Genomic DNA, 22,230 nt, shown 5'->3' with positions numbered 1-22,230 from the left:
CGGGGCCGCGAACCACTGGTGACCGGGGACACGGTCGTTTTGGTGACGGGAGAGGTGGGGCTCACCGATCACCTGTGCACAATCATGCAACAGAACGGCCCGAGGGTCTGTAACTATCGATCCTCATAAATGTGCAGTGCACAAACCTGCAGTGCAGGCCCCGCTCAGCGCCAGGGAGCGAGGAGGTCCGGGATCTCCGAAAGCCGGTGCGCGACCGCGTCCGGCTGGCCCTCCGTGTGACCGATCTGCTCGGCCGGAATCACGCTGTGCGGGACGTGGATGGCCCGCAGGCCGGCGTTCTGAGCGCCCCAGACGTCGTCGAAGAGCCGGTCGCCGACGTACACGCAGCGCGCCGGGTCGGTGGCGCCGACGGCGTCCATCGCGGCGCGGAACGCGTCGGGTGCCGGCTTCGTCCACGGGATCTCGCTCGAGTAGACGTCGCCGTCGATGAGGTCCAGGACGCCGTCGCGCTCGAAGTAGCCGCGGTGCCACTCACGGGGCCAGATCGTGTTCGACAAGATGCCGACCTTGATCCCCTCGGCGCGCAGCCAGCGGAAGAGCGGCGCCACCTCGACGTCGGTCAGGGTGTGGGGTTCCCAGAAGTCGTAGTACGCGCTCAGCAGGGCCGGGTCGTGGTCGAGACCGGCCTCGTCGAACAGGTCCGCGATGTTCGCACTCTGCTGGTGGTCACGGCTGCGCCCCCACACGACCGAGCCCGCGCCGTGCAGCTTCTCGGCGAACGCGTGGTGGTCGTCCGAGGTGTCCGGCGTCGCCAGCACGGCCTGGGCCAGCGCCAGCGACTCCGCGTGGAAGTCCACGTCGTGCCACTGGGTCAGCGTGCCGCCCCAGTCGAAGATGACCGCGTCGATGCCCGGTGCGGACATCAGGCGCGAACCTGCTGAACGAGTGCCTCCACCGCGCCTTCGAGTGTCAGTTCGCTCTTCTCGCCGGTACGACGGTCCTTGACCTCGATGACGCCGTCGACCACACCGCGACCGACGGTCACGATGGTCGGGACGCCGATCAGTTCGGCGTCCTTGAACTTCACACCGGGGCTGATCTTGCCGGCGCGGTCGTCGAACAGGACGTCGACACCGGCTCCGACGAGCCCGGCGACGAGTTCCTCGGCAGCGGTGAACAGTGCTTCGTCCTTGCCCGCGACGACGACGTGGATGTCGGCAGGAGCGACCTCGCGCGGCCAGCACAGGCCGATCTCGTCGAGGGTGTTCTCGGCGATCGCGGCCACGGCACGGGTCACGCCGACGCCGTAGGAGCCCATCGTGACGGTGACCAGCTTGCCGTTCTCGTCGAGGACCTTGAGGTCCAGCGCCTCGGCGTACTTGCGGCCGAGCTGGAAGACGTGGCCCATCTCGATGCCGCGGGCGGACGCGAGGGTGCCGTCGGTGCAGACCGGGCAGTGATCACCGTCGCGGACCTCGGCGGCCTCGATGGTGCCGTCGGGCGTGAAGTCGCGGCCGGCCACGAGGTCCAGCACGTGTGAACCGGCGACATCGGCGCCGGTCACCCAGCGGGTGCCGTCGACGACACGGGGGTCCACCAGGTAGCGGATGCCGGAGGCGTTCTCCTCGCCCAGCACGCCGGGCCCGATGTAGCCCTTGACCAGCGCGGGGTGACCAGCGAACTCGGCCTCCCCCATCGCCTCGATCTCGATCGGCTCCAACTGGCCCTCGAGGCGCTTCTGGTCGACCTCGCGGTCACCGGGCAGGCCGATGGCGAGGGGCTCGCGCTTGCCGTCGGGGTGGCGCAGCACCACGACGACGTTCTTGAGCGTGTCGCCCGCGGTCCAGGGCCGGTCCTCGCGCGGGAAGGCCGCGTTGAGGTGCTCGACGAGGGTCGCGATGGTCGGGGTGTCGGGCGTGGCCTCGGCGTGCGCGGCAGGTGCCCCGTCCCAGCCGTTGTCGGCGGTCGCCGTCACCGGCGTGGGACGCACTTCGACCGCCTCGACGTTGGCGGCGTAGTCACAGTTGGTGCAGCGGACGTAGGTGTCCTCGCCGACCTCGGCCTTCGCGAGGAACTCCTCGGACTTCGAGCCACCCATCGCGCCGGCGGTCGCCTTGACGATGGCGTAGTCGAAGCCGAGCCGGTCGAAGATCCGGACATAGGCGTCGCGGTGCTTCTGGTACGACGCCTCGAGCCCGGCGTCGTTGACGTCGAAGGAGTAGGAGTCCTTCATCGTGAACTCGCGACCCCGCAGTACACCGGCGCGGGGACGCGCTTCGTCGCGGTACTTGGTCTGGATCTGGTAGAGGCTGAGCGGCAGGTCCTTGTAGGAGCCGTACATGTCCTTCACCAGGAGCGTGAACATCTCCTCGTGCGTGGGGCCGAGCAGGTAGTCGGCGTCCTTGCGGTCCTTGAGACGAAAGATGTTGTCGCCGTACTCGCTCCAGCGACCGGTCGCCTCGTAGGGATCCCGGGGCAGGAGCGCGGGGAAGACGACCTCCTGCGCGCCGATGCCGTCCATCTCCTCGCGGATGATGTTCTCGATCCGGCGCAGCACCTTCAACCCGAGCGGCAGCCAGGTGTAGATCCCCGGCGCGGCGCGACGGATGTAGCCAGCCCGCAACAGCAGACGGTGGCTCGGGACCTCCGCGTCCGAGGGGTCCTCTCGAAGGGTCCGGACGAACAGGGTCGACATCCTCATCAGCACGGGGCGCAGCCTACGGCGGCGCCTGCCCGGACCGCGAACCAGTAACGCTCAGGCGGAGCGCGCGGCCTTGAGGACGCCGCGGATCATCGGGAGCTGCAGCGGGAGCCGCGCCCAGGACGCCGCCTTCAACGCGGAGTTGTCACCGCGTTGGGCGTCGAGGGCCATCTGCACGTTTCCGGGGAAGACGCCCAGCAGGAGCGCTGCGCTGGCGTAGCCCGCGAGCTTGCGGGTGCGCGGATGCAGCATTCCGGCGGCGCAGACCAGTTCTGCGACACCCGAACCGATGATCACCTCGCGGTGGCGCGGCACCCACGCCGGCATCAAGGGCTCGAAGACCTCGGGCTTGACGAGGTGGACGGTGCCGCTGACGACGAACGCACCGGTCACGACCTTGGCGCTGCTGGGAAGGCTCATGGCGCCATGATGGCAGCGCGCACCTCGCGGTCGCTCAGATGACGTCCAGCAGGTTGCGCTGCCCGAGCTTGTAGAGCAGCTTGTCGGTCTGCTTGAGGAGCTTGAACTCGGGCGGGTCGTAGAGCCGGAAGGTCTTCACCTGCGCCGCGGTCGAGCGCGATTCGTCGAGGATCGCGTTCACGGCATGGCGTGCCGACTCGTTGGCCCCCTCCATCGTGGCCAGGTCGATGTCGGTCTGCACGAAGTCACCACTCATCAACAGGTTCGGGATCTTCGTCCGCGCCGTCGGCCGGCTCTTCCAGGAGTCCACGGTGTTCACGAGCAGCGGGGTCTCGTTGATGTTGCGCAGGGTGCCGGCGTCCCACTGCACACCCGGGTCGAGGAACCAGGAGTGGATGATGCCCTCCGGCAGGAGGTCGCCCATGGTGTGGTGGTCGCGGATCTGCGCCAGCACCTCGTCGGCGATCTCCTGGCGACTGCACTGCTTGGCGGGCTTGCCGTAGAGGATTCCCGGCGCGTCCCAGTTCGAGATGTCGACGGACAGGACGTCGACGACCTCGCCGTCGCCGTAGTCACGCGAGATCGTCCGGTCCTCCCAGAACTGCCCCTGGGTCAGCGCGGTCAGGGACCACGGCGAGTCGATGAAGGTGATGTGGCCCTTGGTGAGGTCGGCATGGTCTCGCAGGAAGAACTGGATGCCGACCATCCAGTCCGTCTGCAGCTTCGCGAGGCCCTTCAGCCCGGGATCGAGCGCCAGGACGTCCGGCGTGAGGGTCGGCAGGACGCGCTCGACCGGCATCGCACTGACGAACCAGTCCGCCTCGACCCGGCTCGTCGCGCCGTTGGCGTCAGCGAGCACTGCGGCCACGATCCGGCCGGCAGCGACCTCGTAGCGGACCAGGCGCTGGCCTCCCACGAAGCGCACCCCCAGCCCGCGCAGGTAGGTCACCCACGGATCGATCCATGCCTCATTGGTCGGCAGGTCGAGGACCCGATCCAGGGCACCGTCGTTGCCGCGGCCCATGATGTTGTAGACGAAGGCCTCTCCCATGTTGCCGATGGTCCGCGTGCTGGCGATGGTCTCCTTGGCCGCCACCAGGTTGCGCGTCAGGCCGGCGGCGAGAATCTTCTGGTACGGCCCCGAGCGCTTGGCCGCGCCGACGAAGTCCCACCAGCTGACCTTCTCCCACTGGCCCAGCCGACGCTCGTCACAACTCGTGAGGAACACCAGAAGGCGCTCGACGAAGTACACGAGCTCGTGGGGCGGGACCGCGTGACCGCCCAGGTTGTCCAGCAGGTAGCGGCGCAGGCCATCGACCGTCAGCAGCGACACCGGGTCGGGGCCGATGCCGAACACGAACGCATCGGCGTGGTCGCCGCCGCGCAGGAACTTGCCGCCGGTGGCCGCGACCAGGTTGTCGCCCACGGTGCCGGAGCCGAAGGGAATGCGGCGCATCGTTTCCGGCACGTGGTGGTAGAAGCCGGGGAAGAACCGGAAGCCGTGCTCGCCGGGCAGGTCCGCCCGACCACCACTGCCGGTGCCGGCGAACGGGATGCTGCGCGCCTTGCCGCCCCAGGCGGTCGGCTCGAACACCGTGACCGAGAAACCGCGCTCGATCAGCTCGTGGGCGGCCGTCAGTCCGGCCATGCCACCGCCCAGCACGACGGCGTTCTTGCCGGGCGTGGCCGCGAAGGCCGGCGCCAGGCCGACCCCGGCCAGCGCCGCACCGGCACCCACCGCGACCGAGGACGAGAGCAAGGTACGGCGATCGAGACGCTGCGACATTGATGAACTCCCCACGACGACAACCGACAGTGGTGTCGGTAACTGTTGAAGGCGAGTATTGTGACTGAGGCCACAGAAGGTCAAGGGGGAACGCCAGCCGTTCCGACACCACTGTGGGTTTGCCCTCCCCGCGAGAAGGAGACCGCGTGACGACCACCGGGACCGTACGGCGCCGGCTCACCGCGCCCGCCCGACGCCAGCGCATCGAAGCCGCCGCCGTCGAGGTCTTCGCCGACCGCGGGTACGACGCCTCGTCGGTGGGTGAGATCGCCACGGCCGCGGGCGTCAGCAGAACGGTCCTCTACGACCACTTCAAGTCCAAGCGCGAGCTCTACGTCCAGGTGCTCGACAGCCAGAACGCCGCCATGCTCGCCGAGGTCGGCGCCGGAATCACGGGCGAAGGCGCCGGATCGGACCGGTTGCGTTCCACCGTCACGGCCTATCTCTCGTTCGCCCGGCAACGGCCGGCGGCGCGGCGACTCCTGGTCGACCCGATCCCGACCGGCGATGCAGATCTGGACCAGGTGATCTCTGCCTACCGCACGGCGCGAGCGCAGGCGGTCGCGATGATGCTCGCCCCGGACCTTGCCCGCTCAGGCGTCCTCGCCGGGTCGACCGAGTCCGCCGTGGTCGTCGAACTCCTGATCACCGGAGTCGACGGCGTCGCACGATGGTGGCAGGACCATCCGGTCGCGACGCTCGACGAGGTCACCGACATCGCCTCCCGCCTGCTGTGGAACGGACTCCCCCGGATCGGTGCCTGACCCGGCAGGGTCAGAACATGACGGTGGCGAAGCGTGCGGTCTCGACGAACCCCACCCGCTCGTAGGCCTTCCGCGCCGGCACGTTCCAGTCGTTCACGTAGAGCGACACCGTCGGCGCGATCCGGGCCCGGACCTGCTGGACGACCGCGGCCATACCGGCGGTCGCCAGGCCCTCGCCGCGGCGGTGCGCCGGCACCCAGACACCCTGGATCTGCGCGGCGTCCGGAGTCGCACAGGCAACCTCCGCCTTGAACACGAGTTCGTCGCCGTCGTACCGCACGAACGACCAGGCGCGTCCGATCAACTGGGCCACCCGGGCGCGGTAGAGGTCGCCGGCTCCTCCGGCCTCCGGCGAGACGCCCACCTCCTCGGTGTACATCGCGACGCAGGCGGGATAGAGCGTCAGCAGGTCGTCACGCACCCCGGCGCGGACGCCGTGGTCCGGCGCAATGGCCGGTGCCGTGTCGATGGCGAGGTGTCGCTGGTCCCATCGCATGTCGCGCGGATGGCCCCAGTGCGGGCCGACCTGGCCCCAGATCTCGCGGACCGCGTCCTGTGGTCCCACGATCGTCGAGGCCGTACGACGCCGCGTGAGCGCACGCTCGGCAAAGGCACGCGCATCGTCGGGACCGGCCTGCACCGGCACCATGTTGGCGGCGGCGTGGCAGGCAGCGACCAGTTGGCCGTCCTCGAAGCGGCCCCACATCTCGCCACCGAGCCAGCGTGGTTCGAGACGCGTGGTGTGGGCGCGGTGCACCGCGAACACGTTGACCACCGGATCCTGGTTCGCGAGCTCCAGGAAGGCAGGGAGGTCAGCGCTCGCGAGGACGCGAACGCCGTGTCGGATGGTCAACACGCCATCGAGCGTAGGGCACGAGCCCTGTTGGCACTGACGGTTGGCGTGCTACAAAGCCAAGGTCGAGCGTTCTCGGGGCCCGACCTGCCGAAAGGAGGGCCCCATGACCCGACATGTCACCGACGGCGGTCTGGAGACCGACCTGCTCTTCCTGCGCGGGATCGAGCTCCCCGAGTTCGCCGCATTCCCACTGCTGGACAGCGTCGAGGGCCGCGCAGCCCTCACTGACTACTACCGCGCGTACGTCGACATCGCCGTCCGGGCAGGAGCCCCACTTCTGCTCGAGACGCCCACGTGGCGCGCGAATCCCGACCACGCCACCCTCCTCGGGTACGACGCCGCCGGGCTCGACCGCGTGAACCGGACGGCTGTCGAGTTCATGACCGGGCTGGCCCGCGAGCGCGAGGCCGACCTGGTCGGCTGGTCGGTGGGCGGGATGGTCGGTCCGCGGGGCGATGGCTACGCCTCTGCCGGACCGGTCGAACCCGATGCGGCCGCCGACTACCACCGGCCCCAGCTGGCTTCGTTCGCCTCCGCCGGTGCCTCTCGTGCGTGCGTCCTCACGCTGACGGAGGTCGGCGAGGCGATCGGTTTGGCGCGCGCCGCGGCCGACGTGGGGATCCCGATCGGGATCGGATTCACGGTCGAGACCGACGGGCGCCTGCCTGACGGCACTCGCCTGTCCGAGGCGGTCGCGGCTGTCGACGCGGTCGCGACGCCGGCGTACTTCGTCATCAACTGCGCCCACCCGACGCACATCCTCGCCGGCTTCGACGAGCTCGACGGCGCTGCGTGGCGTGAGCGGATCGGTGGCCTGCGGGTCAACGCCTCGACGATGACGCATGCAGAACTCGACGAGTCCGAGGTGCTCGACGAGGGCGACCCGGTGCAGCTCGCCATCGATCAGCAGCCGCTGATCGATGCGTTCGGAAACCTCGAGGTGCTGGGCGGCTGCTGCGGCACCGATGCACGGCACGTCGCGGCCATGTGGGGCGTCTGAGTCGTCAGGACACGGAGATCGACGGCTCGGCGCCCTCGACCGGCTCCATCGACTCGGCGAGCTTCAACGCCTCTTCGATGAGAGTCTCCACGATCATCGATTCGGGGACGGTCTTGATGACCTCGCCCTTGACGAAGATCTGGCCCTTGCCGTTGCCGGAGGCGACACCGAGGTCGGCTTCACGGGCCTCACCGGGGCCGTTGACGACACAGCCCATGACGGCCACGCGCAGCGGCACCTCGAGGCCCTCGAGGCCGGCGGTGACCCGCTCGGCCAGCGTGTAGACGTCGACCTGGGCGCGGCCGCAGGACGGGCAGGAGACGATTTCGAGCTTGCGGGGGCGCAGGTTGAGCGACTGCAGGATCTGGATGCCGACCTTGACCTCCTCGACCGGCGGGGCCGACAGGGACACGCGGATGGTGTCACCGATGCCCTGCGAGAGGAGGGCACCGAAGGCGGTCGCCGACTTGATGGTGCCCTGGAACGCCGGGCCCGCCTCGGTGACACCGAGGTGCAACGGCCAGTCCCCCGCCTCGGCGAGAAGTTCGTAGGCGCGCACCATCACGACGGGGTCGTTGTGCTTGACCGAGATCTTGAAGTCACGGAAGCCATGCTCCTCGAACAGGCTGGCCTCCCACACCGCGGACTCGACGAGCGCCTCGGGCGTGGCCTTGCCGTACTTCTCGAGCAGTCGCTTGTCGAGCGAACCCGCGTTGACCCCGATCCGGATCGAGGTGCCGCGGTCGTTGGCGGCCCTCGCGATCTCCTTGATCTGGTCGTCGAACTTCTTGATGTTGCCGGGGTTGACGCGGACCGCTGCACAGCCGGCGTCGATCGCGGCGAAGACGTACTTCGGCTGGAAGTGGATGTCCGCGATCACGGGGATCTGGCTGTGCTGGGCGATCTCCGCCAGCGCGTCCGCGTCGTCCTGGCTGGGGCACGCCACGCGCACGATGTCGCATCCTGCAGCCGTCAGTTCGGCGATCTGCTGCAGCGTGGTGTTGACGTCCGAGGTGAGCGTCGTGGTCATCGACTGGACCGACACCGGGTGGTCGCTGCCGACGCCGACCTTGCCGACATTGATCTGGCGGGTGGTCCGGCGCGGAGCCAGTACCGGCGGGGGTGCTTCCGGCATGCCCAGGCTGATCGACGTCATGGCCTCAAGACTACTTCCACGGCACAGCGTGGCCGCTTCGGGGAAGGCGTCAGGATTCGAGGTGGAGCGGTACGACGAGGTCGCCGACGATCAGCACGACGCCCATGACGAGCAGGGCGCTCGCGACGACGTACGCAATGGGGAGAAGTTTGGCCGCGTCGACGTAGCCGGGGTCGGGGCGCCCGAAGACCTTCGCCCAGCCGCGGCGGATTCCCTCCCACAGCGCACTGGCGATGTGACCGCCGTCGAGGGGCAGCAGCGGCACGAAGTTGAACATGCCGATGAAGAAGTTGAAGCCGGCGATCAGCATCAGCAACGACACCGTCTTGTCCTGGACGTTGATCTCGTCGTGGGACGCGACCTCACCGGCGAGACGGCCGCCGCCGACGATGCTGACCGGGCCGAGCGGATCACGCTCCTCGACCCCGACGATCGCCTTCGCCACGCCCCACACCTTCTCGGGCAGGGTGGCGAGCGACTTGGCCACGTCGACCGTCATGTGGCCCATCTGGCCGATCGTGTAGAAGACACCGCCCGTACGTGCGTGGCTTTCAGGGCTGACGCCGAGGAAGCCCACTTCCTGGGTCTCGGTGTCACCGGACTTGAGGAAACGGGGCGTCACCGTCGTGTTGGTGGTGATCGTCTGCTCGACGCCGTCGCGTTCGATGACGATCGTCGCCTTGTCGCCCTTGTTGGCCCGGACGAGGCCCTGCATCTGGTCCCAGTCGGTGACCCGGGCGCCGTTGAAGGAGACGATCCGGTCGCCCTTCTGGATTCCCGCCGCGTAGGCCGGCGTCGGGGAGGTCTGGACCTCCTCGGCGGTGCAGGCCCGCCCGTCCTCGGACGGCGGAACCACGCAGGCGTGGACTTCGTCGACGGTCGTCTCCACGACGTTGTCGCTCCCGTTGCCGTAGGTGGCGAACACCCCGGCGAAGATCAGGAACGCGATCACGATGTTCACGCTCGGACCACCGGCCATCACGATGACCTTCTTCCACCACGGGAAGCGGTAGAAGAGGCGGTCGTGGTCCTCCGGACCGACCAGCTCCCACTCGGCTGCACGGGCGTCCGAGATCAGCTGGGTGAACATGCCGGTGTTGGACTTGCGGACCTTGAACACCTCGTTGCCGTCGGCGTCCACCTCGACCTCGTCGGCAAGGTCGGCCGCAGCCGGGGGCAGCATCCCGACGATCTTGACGTAGCCACCGAGCGGGATCGCCTTGACGCCGTACTCGGTCTCGCCGACCTGCTTGCTCCACACCGTCGGCCCGAAGCCGATGAAGTACTGGGTGACCTTCCCGCCGAACTTCTTCGCCGGGATCATGTGCCCGAGTTCGTGCAGGCCGATGGACGCCAAGATCGCAGTGAAGAAGATCAGGACGCCGAGGGTGTAGAGCAGAACGGTCATGCGGGCGATCAGGTCCTTGCGGTCAGGAAGCGGCGATGGATCGGGCTGCGGCGTCCCGCGCCCACGCGTCGGCCGCGAGGATGTCATCGAGGGAAAGCTGCTCACCCGAGGGTACGTCGTGCGCGGCTACCGCGCTGGCGACCACGTCAACGATCCCGGTGAACGGCAACCGGCCGGTGCGGAACGCCTCGACGGCGACCTCGTTGGCGGCGTTGTAGACCGCCGGCACGGTGGCGCCGCGGGCTCCCGCGGCGCGGGCCAGCGCGACGGCCGGGAACGCGTCGTTGTCGAGCGGGAAGAACTCCCACGTCTCCGGCTTCGTCCAGTCGACGGCGGGCGCGGAGTCCGGCACCCGGTCCGGCCAGGACAGGCCGAGGGCGATCGGGATCAGCATCGTCGGCGGGCTGGCCTGGACCAGGGTCGAGCCGTCGACGAATTCCACCATCGAGTGCACGACGCTCGTCGGGTGCACCACGACCTCGATCCGGTCGTACGGAATGCCGAAGAGCAGGTGCGCCTCGATCACCTCGAGGCCCTTGTTGACCAGGGTCGCGGAGTTGATGGTGATCACCGGACCCATGTCCCAGGTCGGGTGGTTCCCGGCTTCCTCCGGCGTGACCGACGTGAGCTGGTCGCGGGTCCGCCCGCGGAAGGGTCCGCCGCTGGCAGTGAGCACCAGTCGTCGTACGTCGTGGTAGCCGTTGGTCGAGCCTGTCGAGACCCGCAGGCACTGCGCGAGCGCGCTGTGCTCGGAGTCGACGGGCACGATCTGGCCCGGCCTGGCGCGCTCCAGCACCAACGGGCCGCCCATGACGAGCGACTCCTTGTTGGCCAGCGCGAGCGTGGTGCCGGCGTCGAGAGCGGCCAGGGTGGGGCGCAGCCCGACGGCACCGGTGATGCCGTTGAGGACGACATCGCAGGTCTCCTGCGCGGCGTCGACGCTCGCCTCCTCGCCCAGCCCGTGGAAGCGCGGAGAGAACTCCGCGACCTGCTTCTCGAACAGGTCGGGGTTGCTGCCGCCCGCAGTCAGTCCGACGACACGGAACCGGTCCGGGTTGGCCCGGACGAGGTCCAGGGCCTGGGTACCGATGGATCCCGTCGACCCGAGGATGACGACGTCCTTCACACCCTGGTCCATGGCGCCATCCTCACAGGAGGCTGTCGGCGGCGGCGTAGGGGTCGGTCTCACCGGCCACCACCGCCTTCGCGAGTTCGTCGAGGCGGTCGCCCTCGCCCACGGTCCCCCACCGGCGCCGGAGCGCGGTCAGGGCGAGGGTCTCGATCTCGTTGCGGGCGCGCCGGACGCGCCGGCGCTGGAGCTCGCCGCTCTCGCGCAGCCAGTCGCCGTGTTGCTCGATCGCGTCGACGACTTCCACGACACCGTCACCGGTCGAGGCGGTGGTCTTCAGGACCGGCGGCTGCCAGGCGCCGTCGCGGCGTTCGGCGAGGCCGAGCATCGAGCGCAGGTCGCGACGCACCTTCTCGGCGCCCTCACGGTCGGCCTTGTTGACGACGTACACGTCGCCGATCTCCAGGATCCCGGCCTTGGCCGCCTGGATGCCATCGCCCATGCCGGGGGCGAGCAGCACGATCGTGGTGTCGGCCTGGCCGGCGACCTCGACCTCGCTCTGACCGACGCCGACCGTCTCCACGAGGACGACGTCGAAGCCCGCCGCGTCCAGGACGCGTAGTGCCTGCGGGGTGGTCCAGGCCAGTCCGCCGAGGTGCCCGCGGGCCGCCATCGAGCGGATGAAGACCCCGGGGTCCAGGACGTGGTCGCCCATCCGGATCCGGTCGCCGAGCAGCGCCCCGCCGGAGAACGGCGACGACGGATCCACAGCGAGTACGGCGACCCGCTGGTCGCGCTTGCGCAGTTCACCGATCAGCGCGTTGGTGGACGTCGACTTGCCGACGCCGGGCGAGCCGGTGAGGCCGATGATCCGGGCGTGCCCGGCGTACGGCGAGAGGACCCTGGTCAGCTCCGGCAGCAGCGGCGATTCGTCCTCGACGAGCGACACCAGCCGGCCGACCGACCGCGGATCGCCTTCGCGGGCCTTCTCCACCAATGCAGGAACGGCCGCCGCGGTGACACCGCGGCGGCCGCCCTGAATGCCTACGTCAGGCAAAGCGTTCCTGTCTGACTCGTCAGGCAGAGGGGACCCGGATGACGAGGGCGTCACCCTGACCGCCACCGCCACACAGCGCCGCGGCACCGACGCCGCCACCGCGGCGCTGGAGCTCGAGCGCGAGGTGGAGGGTGATGCGGGCGCCCGAGGCACCCAGCGGGTGACCGATGGCGATGGCGCCGCCGTTGACGTTCACCTTCTCCTCCGGAATGCCGAGGGCGCGAGCCGACTCGATGCCGACAGCGGCGAACGCCTCGTTGAACTCGACCAGGTCGAGGTCGGCAACGGTCAGGCCGGCCTTGTCGAGGGCCTTCTGCGTCGCGTTGGCCGGCTGCAGCTGGAGGGTGGAGTCGGGGCCGGCGACCTGGCCGTGGCTGACGATCTCGGCAAGGATCGGCAGGCCGAGCTCCTGGGCCTTGTTCTTGCTCGTCACGACGACGACGGCGGCACCGTCGGAGATCTGCGAGGCGGAGCCAGCGGTGATCGTGCCGGTCTTGGAGAACGCGGGACGCAGGCCCGAGAGCGACTCGGCCGTGGTGTCGCCACGCACGCCCTCGTCGGCGCTGATGACGACCGGGTCACCCTTGCGCTGCGGGATGCTCACGGGAACGATCTCGTCGTCGAAGACGCCGTTCTTCTGACCAGCAGCGGCGAGCTGGTGCGAACGGGCCGAGAACTCGTCCTGCTCCTCGCGGCTCAGCGGGTTGTCACGCTCGGCGTTGACGGCCTCGGTGAGGTTGCCCATCGCCTGGGTGGTGGTCTGGTCGTAGAGCGCGTCGTAGGCCATCGAGTCGACGAGCGCGACGTCGCCGTACTTGAAGCCCTCACGGCTCTTGGGGAGCAGGTGCGGAGCGTTGGTCATCGACTCCATGCCACCGGCGAGGACGATCTCGGCCTCACCGGAGCGGATCAGCTGGTCGGCCTGCGCGATCGCGTTGATGCCCGAGAGGCAGACCTTGTTGATCGTGATCGACGGGACGCTCAGCGGCAGGCCACCGGCGATACCGGCGCTGCGGGCGGGGTTCTGGCCCGCACCGGCCTGGAGAACCTGGCCGAGGATGAGGTAGTCGACCTGGTCTGGCGAGACGCCCGACTTCTCCAGCGCGCCCTTGATGGCGACGCCCGCGAGGTCGGCAGCAGAGAAGGACTTGAGCCCTCCGAGCAGGCGGCCGATCGGGGTACGTGCCCCGGCGACGATGACGGTGGGGTTGTCGGACATTGCTGCCTCCGTGAAAGAACCGTGTGAAAAGGAACAGGGTGACGATGCGTTCGGGGAAACGTGCGGCCGAACCTCATCAACACTACTCGCGGGTCACGTGCGTGTGGGAGGGGTCTCAACGCGGCCGGCTGAGGCACTCGTCACAGCCGGACAGGCGCCGGGGCGTCCGCCGGACTTCGGCACAATGGGTCCCATGAGCCTTGACCTCCCGAAGCACCTGTTCACCGCGATCGACCACGTCGGCATCGCCGTGCCCGACCTCGACGTCGCCATCGCGTTCTACCGCGACAACTTCGGCATGGTCGTCGCGCACGAGGAGACCAACGAGGAGCAGGGCGTCCGCGAGGCCATGGTCGCCGTCGGTGACTCCGGTTCCTGCATCCAGCTGCTCGCTCCCCTGAACGACGAGTCGACGATCGCCAAGTTCCTCGACCGCAGTGGCCCCGGCCTGCAGCAGCTCGCCTACCGCGTCACCGACCTCGACCAGGTCTCCGCGATCCTGCGCGAGCGTGGCCTGCGCCTGCTCTACCCCGAGCCCAAGCGCGGCACCGCCAACAGCCGGATCAACTTCATCCACCCCAAGGACGCCGGCGGCGTGCTCGTGGAACTGGTCGAGCCCTCCGCCGCCCCCCACTGACCCACGAGGTGCGTGGGTTTCTTGGTCGAGGTGCGGCAGTTTCTTGGTCGACGTGCGTCAGTTGCGCACTCTCGGGTGAGAAACCCACGCACCTCGCGTAAGAAACCCACGCACCTCGCGTAAGAAACCCACGCACCTCGCGTAAGAAACCCACGCACCTCGTCAGGCCCAGCGGAACCGGACTTCGTCTCCGGGACGGAGCTGGGCCAGCCGGTCGGTGTCGGCGTCGATGACCACACCGACCACCGGATAGCCACCCGTCACCGGGTGGTCGGGTCCGAACACCACGGGTCCGCCGTTCGGCGGGACCTGGATCGCGCCACGGAGGGCGCCCTCGCTCGGCAACTGGCCACGCTCGGCCACCGGCGTGAGGGACGCGCCCTCGAGGCGTAGCCCGACGCGGTCGCTGGCCGACCCGACCCGCCACGTCACGGAGACGAGCCGATCGGCATCCGTGACCCAGTCCGCGCGCGGGCCCTGCAGGACGCGCAGGACCGGCCGGTCGTCGTACGACTGCGACGGGACGGCGTCGACGAGCATCTCGCCCGCGATCGCGTCGCCCACCGGCAGTCGATCGCCCGCGGACAGCGGCGCCGGACCGAGACTGGCGAGGGTGTCGTGGGCGCGGGAGCCCAGGAGCGGCGGCACCGCGATGCCGCCACGTACGGCGAGGTACGAGCGCAGGCCGGACGTCGGCGTCCCGAGCCGGAGCCGCTGGCCGGGGCGAAGCGCCAGGACGGCGCCCGTCGGTTCCGCGCGTCCGTCGACGTCGAGCGGCACCGGGGCACCGGTCACGCACACCCACACGACACCGGTTGCCTCGACCTCGAGACCGCCGAGGGTCACTTCGAGCGAGGCCGCACCGTCGGCGTTGCCGACCACCCGGTTCCCGAGTCGGTACGACGACCGATCGGCCGCGCCACTGGACCCGACGCCGATCGCGGCGTGCCCCGGCCGACCCGCATCCTGCACGAGGCAGGCTCCGCCGAGCGCGCGCACGACCAGCTCAGCCATCGATCGCCTCGAACCGCACCGTCACACCAGCACCGAGCAGTGCAGGCGGATCCCGCTCCAGGTCCCACAGCACGGTGTCGGTCTGGCCGATCAGCTGCCAGCCGCCGGGCGAGGACCGCGGGTAGATCCCGCTGAACTCCCCCGCCAGGCCGACGGCGCCGGCGGGCACCTTCGCCCGGGGTGACTCGTGCCGCGGCACCTGCAGCCGGGGGTCGCCGCCGACCAAGTAGGCGAAGCCGGGCGCGAAGCCGCCGAAGGCCACCCGCCACGGCGTGCCGGTGTGCGCGGCGACGACCTCGTCCTCACTCAGCCCCGTGTGGGTCGACACGTTCGCCAGGTCCGGGCCGTCGTACTGCACCGGGATGACGACCTCCGGGGCTGGTCCCTGGCCCAAAGCACCGAAATCCGCCCTTTGAAGGTGCGTTTCGTCAGGAACCATCGCGCGCAGCGCGTCGAGGCCGACACCCGGGCGAGCGACGAGCAACACCGTTCGAGCCCCGGGTACGACGTCCGCGACCAGATCACCGACCCGCCCCAGCAGCGCGGGGTCCCGCAACGCATCCACGCACGCCACCACCGCGGCGGTGTCGGCCAGTTCGAGCAGCAGTCCGCGGTCGCCGTACGGGAGCACCTTCATGACGAGCCGAACGCCTCCACCGCGATCCCGGCGTCCGACAGTGCGGCCCGCACCGCAGCGGCCGAAGCGGCAGCCCCCGGCGAGTCACCGTGGAGGCACAGCGAGTGCACCTCCCCGGATGAGGCCAGCCTGACGGCCTGCGCAGCCACGGCAGCAGGATCCACGAGCAGCGCTCCCGGCTCGGACCGCGGGACCAGCCCACCGGACGGCAGGTAGGCGCGATCGGCGAAGCCCTCAGCCACGACAAGCAGGCCCGCCGCGGTCGCGCGGTCCAGGAAAGCCGATCCAGCGAGGCCCAGGACCGGCAGTCCACCGAACGCGACGACCGCCGCGATCACGGCATCCGCCTGCTCCGGGTGCTTGCTCACCGCGTGATAGAGCGCACCGTGGGGCTTGAGGTAGGTGACGCGACCTCCGGCCGCAGCAGCCAGCCCGGCCAGGGCCGACAACTGGTAGAGCACGTCTGCTTCGAGGTCCTCCGGCGCGACGTCGATGAACCGCCGCCCGAAGCCAGCGAGGTCGCGGTAGCCCACTTGCGCCCCGATCGCCACGCCCTGCTCGACCGCGAGCGCACACGTGCGCCGCAGCGTGAGCGGGTCGCCCGCATGGAATCCGCAGGCCACGTTGGCGCTCGACAGGTGCGGCATCAACGCCCGGTCATCACCCAGCGGCCAGCGACCGAAGGATTCGCCGACATCGGCGTTGAGGTCGATCGTGGACGGGCAACCCGGTGGCAACGTCACAGGGCCTATCGTGGCCCATCGAAGAGCCGCCGACAGGTGAAGGGCGCCCGGGCGCTGACTGAGACAACCGTCACGAAGGCCCCATCCTGCGGTTACTCATGGGTAATCTTCGCGGCGGCCGTGCCCAATTAGCGATTGCCACCCCAAGAATTCAGAACCAGGGAGACAACGACCGTGCAGCACATCCTCGACGCCATCCTCGCCGACGACGCCTCTTCGCAGGACTTCGCGAGTTTGGCCCTTCCGGAGTCCTACCGCGCCGTGACCGTCCACAAGGACGAGGTCAACATGTTCGAGGGCGTGCCCTCGAAGGAGAAGGACCCGCGCAAGTCGCTGCACGTCGAGGACGTGCCGCTGCCCGAGCTCGGTCCGGGCGAGGTCTTCGTCGGCGTCATGGCGTCGGCGATCAACTACAACACCGTGTGGACCTCGATCTTCGAGCCCGTCTCCACGTTCGGGTTCCTCGAGCGCTACGGCAAGCTCTCCGAGCTGACCAAGCGCCACGACCTGCCGTACCACGTCGTGGGATCCGACCTGTCCGGCGTCGTGCTCCGCGTCGGCGCCGGTGTGACGAAGTGGAAGCCGGGCGACCGCGTCGTCGCGCACTGCCTCTCGGTCGAGATGGAGTCCGCTGACGGCCACGACGACTCGATGATGGACCCCGAGCAGCGCATCTGGGGCTTCGAGACCAACTTCGGTGGCCTCGCCGAGGTCGCGATGGTCAAGGCCAACCAGCTCATGCCCAAGCCCGAGCACCTCACCTGGGAAGAGGCCGCTGCGCCCGGCCTGGTGAACTCCACCGCCTACCGCCAGCTGGTCTCCAAGAACGGCGGCAACATGAAGCAGGGCGACAACGTCCTGATCTGGGGCGCCTCCGGTGGCCTGGGTGGCTTCGCGACGCAGTACGCCCTCAACGGTGGCGCCACCCCGATCTGCGTGGTCTCGAATGAGGAGAAGGCCCAGATCGTGCGCAACATGGGCGCCGAGCTGGTCATCAACCGTTCCGAGGAGAACTGGAAGTTCTGGAACGACGAGAACACCCAGCAGAACCCCAAGGAATGGCTGCGCCTGGGCAAGAAGATCCGTGAACTCACGGGCGGCGAGGACATCGACATCGTCTTCGAGCACCCGGGCCGCGAGACCTTCGGCGCCTCGGTGTTCGTCACCCGCAAGGGCGGCACCATCACCACCTGTGCCTCGACCACGGGCTACATGCACGAGTACGACAACCGGTACCTGTGGATGAACCTCAAGCGCATCGTTTCCTCCCACTTCGCCAACTACCGCGAGTCGTGGGAGGCCAACCGCCTCATCGCGCAGGGCAAGATCCACCCGACCCTGTCGCGCGTCTACTCGCTCGACAACGTCGGCCAGGCCGCCCTCGACGTCCACAAGAACCTCCACCAGGGCAAGGTCGGCGTCCTCGCCCTCTCGCCCGAGGAGGGTCTCGGCGTCCGCAACGGCGAGCTCCGCGAGAAGCACCTCGACAAGATCAACCTCTTCCGCGGCATCTGATCGGTCTCGAGACGGTCGCTGAGCGACCTCCTCGACCACGCACGACGAACGGGCTCGCGCTCTGCGCGGGCCCGTTCGCCCTTCCCGCGTGTGATGCTGGTCCGATCCGGCGGGGCGGGCTGGGATTCCCCTTGCTCATCGGGGATCATGGGCCGCGTCCCCCCACGAACCGCATCGAGAGCCAGGGAGGCTCATTCAAATGAGCGACCAGGGTCTGTCCATTTTCGACGACGAGCCGAACACCAGCCAGGAGCCCAAGCACGTGAGCACCAAGGCCACTGAAGACGAGCCGACGCAGGTCATCCCCGCCGTGAGCCCCGCTCCGGCAGCACGCCCGCAGGCAGCCACCCCCGCCCGCGCAGCCCAGACGACGGGTCAGGCACGCCCCCGCGCCGCATCGCCCGCGGCGCCCCCCGCCGCGGCCGGCGCGCGCCCCGTCGGCTTCACCGGCACCCCGTCCTCGGGTGGCCTGCCGGTCGTCCGCAAGGGCGGCTACGACCGTGACGCCGTGGACGCGCAGATCCGCACCCTCTCGAGCGAGAAGGCGACGCTGGGCGCCAGCCTGACCGAGTCCGAGCAGCGCGTGATCGACCTCGAGAAGGAGGTCAACCGCCTCAAGGCCGACCTCTCCGAGAGCGAAGCACCCTCGTACGCCGGCCTCGGTGGCCGCGCCAGCGCGATGCTGCGCCTGGCCGAGGAGGAGACCAGCGAGATCCGTGGCGGTGCCGAGGCGGATGCCGCAGAGATCCGCGAGCAGGCCGCCCGCGATGCCAAGGCCATCCGCGCGGAAGCCGCCCGCGAGGCGGACGACATGCGTGCGGTCCAGTTGCGTGAGCTCGAGGAGAACCGCACCCGCCTGCTGACCGACGCCGAACAGGAGCGCTCGCTCGCCAAGAGCGAGGCCGCGGACACCCTCGCGGCCGCTCGCCGCGAGGCCGACCAGCTGCGCCTCGCCGCGCAGCAGGAGGCGTCCGAGCAGCGCAGCCAGGCCCAGCGCGAGGTCGAGCAGGCCCGCGCCGCCGCCGACCGCGAGGTCCAGGAGGCGCGTCGTGCGCTGGCCGTGGAGAAGGAGCGCCTCGCTCGCGAGGCCACCGACCACCACAACACTGCCGTTGCCGAGACCCGCCGCCTCGTCGAGGAGTCCGAGCAGCGCGCTGCCGCGGCCGAGGCCCGTGCGGTCGAGGCCAGCAAGCAGGCGACCGAGAACCGTTCGGCCGCCCAGGTCGAGTCCGAGGGCCTGCTCGCTCGCGCCCGGCGCGAGGCCGAGCAGATCGTCGTGTCGGCCCGCACCCAGGCCGAGGCCATCACCGCCAGCGGTGACGCCGAGGTCCAGCGCGAGGTGGCTGCCAAGCGCGCCGAGCTCGACCGCCTCACCAAGCGCCGCGACGCGATCACGGCCCAGCTCTCCTCGCTCGCTGACCTCGTCGCCGGGTTCGGCGAGGACGAGAATTGAGCACACCTGACACCGACGGCGTGGTCGAGGACGGCGTCCAGGAGCACGCCGGAATCGACCCCGCCGCCCCTGTCGAGGCGGCCACGCCGCCGTACGGTCAACCCGGCAAGCCGTTCGACCGCCGGTCGCCGTTCTACTACGGGTTCGTCGGTGCGCTCGGCGCGCTGATCGCCTACTGGCTGTTCCAGGCGATCCTCGGCATCGGCTCGGTGCTGATGCTGGTCGTGGTGTCGTTCTTCCTCGCGGCGGGCCTGAACCCGTCGGTGGAGTTCCTCGAGCGCCGCGGCCTGCGGCGCTCGTTCGCGGTGACCCTGGTCATCGTGATCGCGCTCGCGATGGTGGGCCTGTTCCTGGTCGCCATCGTCCCGGTCATCACCGACCAGATCACGGCGATCACCAACAGCGCACCGGGCTGGCTCGACGAACTCAAGAAGAACGACCGGATCCAGGACCTCAACCGCGAGTACGACGTCATCGACAAGATCCAGTCGAAGATCGAGGACGGCGACTTCCTGTCCAGCCTGTTCGGCGGCGTGCTCGGCGTCGGGCTGAAGATCATTTCGGCACTCTTCAACCTGTTCATCATCCTGGTGCTGACGCTGTACTTCCTCGCCTCGCTGCGGACCACCACGGGCGCCCTCTACAAGTTGGCTCCCGCCTCGCGCCGCGACCGGGTCGCGAAGCTCGGCGACAAGGTGATCCACAACATCGGCGGGTACGTCTCGGGGGCCTTCGTCGTCGCCCTCAGCGCCGGCATCTCCTCGCTGCTGTTCCTGTCCTTCACCGAGATCCGCGAGTACGCCGTCGCGCTGGCCTTCGTCGTCGCGGTACTCGACGTCATCCCGATGATCGGCGCCACCATCGGCGCGGTCCTCGTGTGTGCGATCGCGTTCGCCACGGACCTCAAGACCGGCATCGCCTGCGTGATCTTCTACGTGATCTACCAGCAGGTCGAGAACTACGTGATCTACCCGCGGGTGATGAGCAAGTCGGTCGACCTGCCGGGTGCCGTGATCGTGATCGCGGCCCTCGTCGGCGCCGGACTCCTCGGCGTCGTGGGTGCGCTGCTCGCCATCCCGGTGGCGGCCGCGATCCTGCTGATCATCCGCGAGGTCGTGGTGAAGCGGCAGGACGCGCTCTGACCGATGGGGCGAGCGTGTCTCCGGCGCAGCCCGCGGGCAGCAAGCTGCCGCCTCAGGATTCCGGCACCACCTAACGCGAGGGGACCAACCGCATGTGTTTCTCCGCAGAGATGGATCTGGCAGCCGGTCTCGTGATCACCGGGATCGGTGTCAACACGCTGCGCCAGGTCCGCACCCGCGACCAGGTGGCGTTGGCGTCCCTGCCGATGGTCTTCGGCGTCCACCAGCTCATCGAGACGCTGGTCTGGTGGAACCTCGAGGGGCACGTTTCCGACACGATCGGTGACCTCGCCGCCTGGGTCTACGCAGCGATCGCCCTGGTCGTCGTACCCATCCTCGTGCCGTTCGCGTTCCTGCGGCTCGGGACCACGCTGCACCCGGTGTTCGATCGGCTGTTCATGGGGCTCGGGTTGCTCGCCGGCGCCCTGGGCCTGCACGCACTGGGTTTCGAGGACGTCGCGCGGCGCATCGACGGCCACCACATCTCCTACGCCCCTGGTGACCCGTTTGCCGTGGTGACGCTGAGCGCCTACGTCATCGCGACCTGTGCCCCGAGCCTCGCGGCCCGGGGCTCAGCGCTGCGCTGGTTCGGGGTGGGGAACCTCGTCGTCGTCGCGACGCTGGTCTGGCTGGACCAGAACGCCGTGATCTCCCTGTGGTGCGTGTGGGCGGCGTTCACCAGCGTGCTCATCAACCTGCACCTGCGCGGCGGGATCACCGCCGGCAACGCTCCGCTCCCCCAGCTTCACCCCGATCACGCCCAGCAGGATCAGCGCACCGCCGACGAACTGGATCGCTGACGGCAGCTCGCCCAACAGGGCCCAGGCCCAGATGACGGCCAACACGACCTCGCTGAGCGCAACGAACGACGCCAGGCGGGAGCCGAGGCGCCGACTGGCCGCGATCCCGGTGCCATAGGCGAGCGCGGCGGTCACGAGACCGAGCAGGACCAGGGGTACGACAACACCGACCTCCGTGCCGGCATAGGCAACCTGGGCATCGACCGCGTCGACCGGTAGCACACCGATCAGGGCGAGCACGCCGAGGAAGGTGCCACCGACGACGAGACCGCCAGCGGCCAGTGCCATCGGCGGCAGGCCACTGCGGTCGTCAGCCGAGATGACGAAGTACGACGCCGCGCCGACCATCGCGGCGAGCGCCCACGCCGCGCCGGCCAGGTCGAAGTCGGCTCCGGAGAACAGGTCGAGCACGAGCAGCAGACCGGCAGCAGCGACGACTGCGCCGAGCACCGTGATCCGGCCCGGACGCTGGCCGTGCATCAGCCACATCCAGACGACGACAGCCGCGGGCGCGGTGTACTCGATGAGAAGTGCCGGGCCGACCTCCATCGTGCGGACGGCGGAGAAGTAGCAGAACTGTGCTCCAGCGACCGCCAGCGTGCCGTAGAGGAGCACGGTGAGGGCGTTGCGCCGCAGCACGCCCCAACGGCCGTGCAGCGCGACGATGCCGAAGGGCAGCACCACGGCCGCACCGATCGCGATCCGGATCAGGACGACGGCTCCTGCAGTCCACCCGGCGTCGAGCAGCGGGCGGGCCAGCGCACCCGAGAGTCCGAAAGCAGCCGCCGAGGTGAGCGCGAGCAGGAGTCCGGGTGCAGCGCGCGACACCGGAACCGCCTCGATGTCACGGGTCAACGTCGTCATGACTCATGACCGTACGCTGGGTGCGGTA

At 69.4% G+C, this 22,230-nt stretch carries 20 protein-coding genes and 1 pseudogene; 7 read left to right on the top strand and 14 right to left on the bottom strand.

Translation table 11 applies throughout. The features are described from left to right. Positions 1 to 164: 164 nt before the first annotated feature. The 4 genes from HRC28_RS12235 to HRC28_RS12220 are packed head-to-tail and all read right to left on the bottom strand — an operon-like array spanning position 165 to position 4,868. Positions 165 to 884: an HAD family hydrolase gene (locus tag HRC28_RS12235; RefSeq protein WP_182380330.1), complete on the bottom strand. Its 720-nt coding sequence runs from the start codon at positions 882 to 884 to the stop codon at positions 165 to 167. After that, positions 884 to 2,668 carry a proline--tRNA ligase gene (locus HRC28_RS12230; protein ID WP_182380329.1) on the bottom strand — a complete coding sequence of 595 codons (1,785 nt, stop codon included), beginning with the start codon at positions 2,666 to 2,668 and terminating at the stop codon, positions 884 to 886. Before HRC28_RS12230 ends, HRC28_RS12235 begins: the two co-directional genes overlap by 1 nt. A 48-nt stretch (positions 2,669 to 2,716) precedes the next feature. Continuing rightward, on the bottom strand, positions 2,717 to 3,082 hold the full coding sequence (locus HRC28_RS12225; protein WP_182380328.1) for a hypothetical protein: 366 nt from the start codon (positions 3,080 to 3,082) through the stop codon (positions 2,717 to 2,719). Between the two features lie 34 nt (positions 3,083 to 3,116). Further along, positions 3,117 to 4,868, bottom strand: a complete 1,752-nt coding sequence (locus HRC28_RS12220; RefSeq protein ID WP_182380327.1) for an FAD-dependent oxidoreductase — start codon at positions 4,866 to 4,868, stop codon at positions 3,117 to 3,119. Between the two features lie 146 nt (positions 4,869 to 5,014). Here HRC28_RS12220 and HRC28_RS12215 point away from each other — a divergent pair, with 146 nt between their 5' ends. Beyond that, entirely contained in the window at positions 5,015 to 5,632 is a 618-nt protein-coding gene (locus HRC28_RS12215) for a TetR/AcrR family transcriptional regulator (RefSeq protein WP_182380326.1), read from the top strand. A 10-nt stretch (positions 5,633 to 5,642) separates the two neighbouring features. Here the strand turns inward: HRC28_RS12215 and HRC28_RS12210 are convergent, their stop codons facing one another. Further along, entirely contained in the window at positions 5,643 to 6,488 is an 846-nt protein-coding gene (locus HRC28_RS12210; RefSeq protein ID WP_182380325.1) for a DUF4081 domain-containing GNAT family N-acetyltransferase, read from the bottom strand. 103 nt (positions 6,489 to 6,591) lie between these two features. Between HRC28_RS12210 and HRC28_RS12205 the strand changes: the two genes are divergently transcribed. After that, positions 6,592 to 7,488 (top strand): homocysteine S-methyltransferase family protein, encoded by an 897-nt coding sequence (locus HRC28_RS12205; RefSeq protein ID WP_182380324.1) that lies wholly within the window; start codon positions 6,592 to 6,594, stop codon positions 7,486 to 7,488. A 4-nt stretch (positions 7,489 to 7,492) separates the two neighbouring features. Here the strand turns inward: HRC28_RS12205 and ispG are convergent, their stop codons facing one another. From ispG to HRC28_RS12180, 5 genes are read right to left on the bottom strand one after another with little or no spacing between them, the layout of a single operon-like run. Continuing rightward, the gene (ispG, locus tag HRC28_RS12200) at positions 7,493 to 8,644 is read right to left on the bottom strand and encodes a flavodoxin-dependent (E)-4-hydroxy-3-methylbut-2-enyl-diphosphate synthase (protein ID WP_182380323.1); all 1,152 of its coding nucleotides are present in this window, start codon (positions 8,642 to 8,644) and stop codon (positions 7,493 to 7,495) included. A 49-nt stretch (positions 8,645 to 8,693) separates the two neighbouring features. After that, on the bottom strand, positions 8,694 to 10,139 hold the full coding sequence (locus HRC28_RS12195; protein WP_346010502.1) for a site-2 protease family protein: 1,446 nt from the start codon (positions 10,137 to 10,139) through the stop codon (positions 8,694 to 8,696). Beyond that, positions 10,075 to 11,190: a 1-deoxy-D-xylulose-5-phosphate reductoisomerase gene (locus HRC28_RS12190; protein ID WP_182380322.1), complete on the bottom strand. Its 1,116-nt coding sequence runs from the start codon at positions 11,188 to 11,190 to the stop codon at positions 10,075 to 10,077. Before HRC28_RS12190 ends, HRC28_RS12195 begins: the two co-directional genes overlap by 65 nt. A gap of 10 nt (positions 11,191 to 11,200) precedes the next feature. Then, positions 11,201 to 12,178: a methylmalonyl Co-A mutase-associated GTPase MeaB gene (meaB, locus tag HRC28_RS12185; protein ID WP_237111813.1), complete on the bottom strand. Its 978-nt coding sequence runs from the start codon at positions 12,176 to 12,178 to the stop codon at positions 11,201 to 11,203. Positions 12,179 to 12,197: 19 nt separating this feature from the next. Then, entirely contained in the window at positions 12,198 to 13,397 is a 1,200-nt protein-coding gene (locus HRC28_RS12180) for an acetyl-CoA C-acetyltransferase (protein WP_182380321.1), read from the bottom strand. A 193-nt stretch (positions 13,398 to 13,590) separates the two neighbouring features. Here HRC28_RS12180 and mce point away from each other — a divergent pair, with 193 nt between their 5' ends. Next, positions 13,591 to 14,034 (top strand): methylmalonyl-CoA epimerase, encoded by a 444-nt coding sequence (mce, locus tag HRC28_RS12175; protein WP_202033323.1) that lies wholly within the window; start codon positions 13,591 to 13,593, stop codon positions 14,032 to 14,034. A 162-nt stretch (positions 14,035 to 14,196) separates the two neighbouring features. Here mce and HRC28_RS12170 read toward each other — a convergent pair whose 3' ends face one another. The 3 genes from HRC28_RS12170 to HRC28_RS12160 are packed head-to-tail and all read right to left on the bottom strand — an operon-like array spanning position 14,197 to position 16,422. Beyond that, positions 14,197 to 15,048 carry a biotin-dependent carboxyltransferase family protein gene (locus HRC28_RS12170; RefSeq protein ID WP_182380319.1) on the bottom strand — a complete coding sequence of 284 codons (852 nt, stop codon included), beginning with the start codon at positions 15,046 to 15,048 and terminating at the stop codon, positions 14,197 to 14,199. Then, positions 15,041 to 15,685, bottom strand: coding sequence for an allophanate hydrolase subunit 1 (locus HRC28_RS12165; protein ID WP_182380318.1), 645 nt, complete (start codon positions 15,683 to 15,685; stop codon positions 15,041 to 15,043). The genes HRC28_RS12170 and HRC28_RS12165 overlap by 8 nt, the downstream gene beginning before the upstream one ends. Next, positions 15,682 to 16,422: a 5-oxoprolinase subunit PxpA gene (locus HRC28_RS12160; RefSeq protein ID WP_182380604.1), complete on the bottom strand. Its 741-nt coding sequence runs from the start codon at positions 16,420 to 16,422 to the stop codon at positions 15,682 to 15,684. Before HRC28_RS12160 ends, HRC28_RS12165 begins: the two co-directional genes overlap by 4 nt. Before the next feature lie 180 nt (positions 16,423 to 16,602). Here HRC28_RS12160 and ccrA point away from each other — a divergent pair, with 180 nt between their 5' ends. The 4 genes and pseudogenes from ccrA to HRC28_RS25750 form a co-directional block, all read left to right on the top strand. Continuing rightward, positions 16,603 to 17,943: a crotonyl-CoA carboxylase/reductase gene (gene ccrA, locus HRC28_RS12155; protein WP_182380317.1), complete on the top strand. Its 1,341-nt coding sequence runs from the start codon at positions 16,603 to 16,605 to the stop codon at positions 17,941 to 17,943. A gap of 199 nt (positions 17,944 to 18,142) precedes the next feature. After that, positions 18,143 to 19,396, top strand: a complete 1,254-nt coding sequence (locus HRC28_RS12150) for a hypothetical protein (RefSeq protein WP_182380316.1) — start codon at positions 18,143 to 18,145, stop codon at positions 19,394 to 19,396. Continuing rightward, positions 19,393 to 20,538: an AI-2E family transporter gene (locus tag HRC28_RS12145; protein WP_182380315.1), complete on the top strand. Its 1,146-nt coding sequence runs from the start codon at positions 19,393 to 19,395 to the stop codon at positions 20,536 to 20,538. The genes HRC28_RS12150 and HRC28_RS12145 overlap by 4 nt, the downstream gene beginning before the upstream one ends. Positions 20,539 to 20,630: 92 nt before the next feature. Then, positions 20,631 to 21,179: pseudogene (locus tag HRC28_RS25750) on the top strand (DUF6629 family protein); the annotation flags it as partial. Here HRC28_RS25750 and HRC28_RS12140 read toward each other — a convergent pair. Then, positions 21,111 to 22,202, bottom strand: a complete 1,092-nt coding sequence (locus tag HRC28_RS12140) for an EamA family transporter (protein ID WP_182380314.1) — start codon at positions 22,200 to 22,202, stop codon at positions 21,111 to 21,113. The pseudogene HRC28_RS25750 and the gene HRC28_RS12140 sit on opposite strands and share 69 nt — an antisense overlap. Positions 22,203 to 22,230 lie beyond the last annotated feature (28 nt).

Origin of the sequence: Nocardioides sp. WS12, assembly GCF_014108865.1 — a bacterium.
Classification (GTDB): Bacteria; Actinomycetota; Actinomycetes; order Propionibacteriales; family Nocardioidaceae; genus Nocardioides.
The sequence above is the reverse complement of the archived record's forward strand: the minus strand, read 5'-3'. Positions and strand labels throughout refer to the sequence as shown.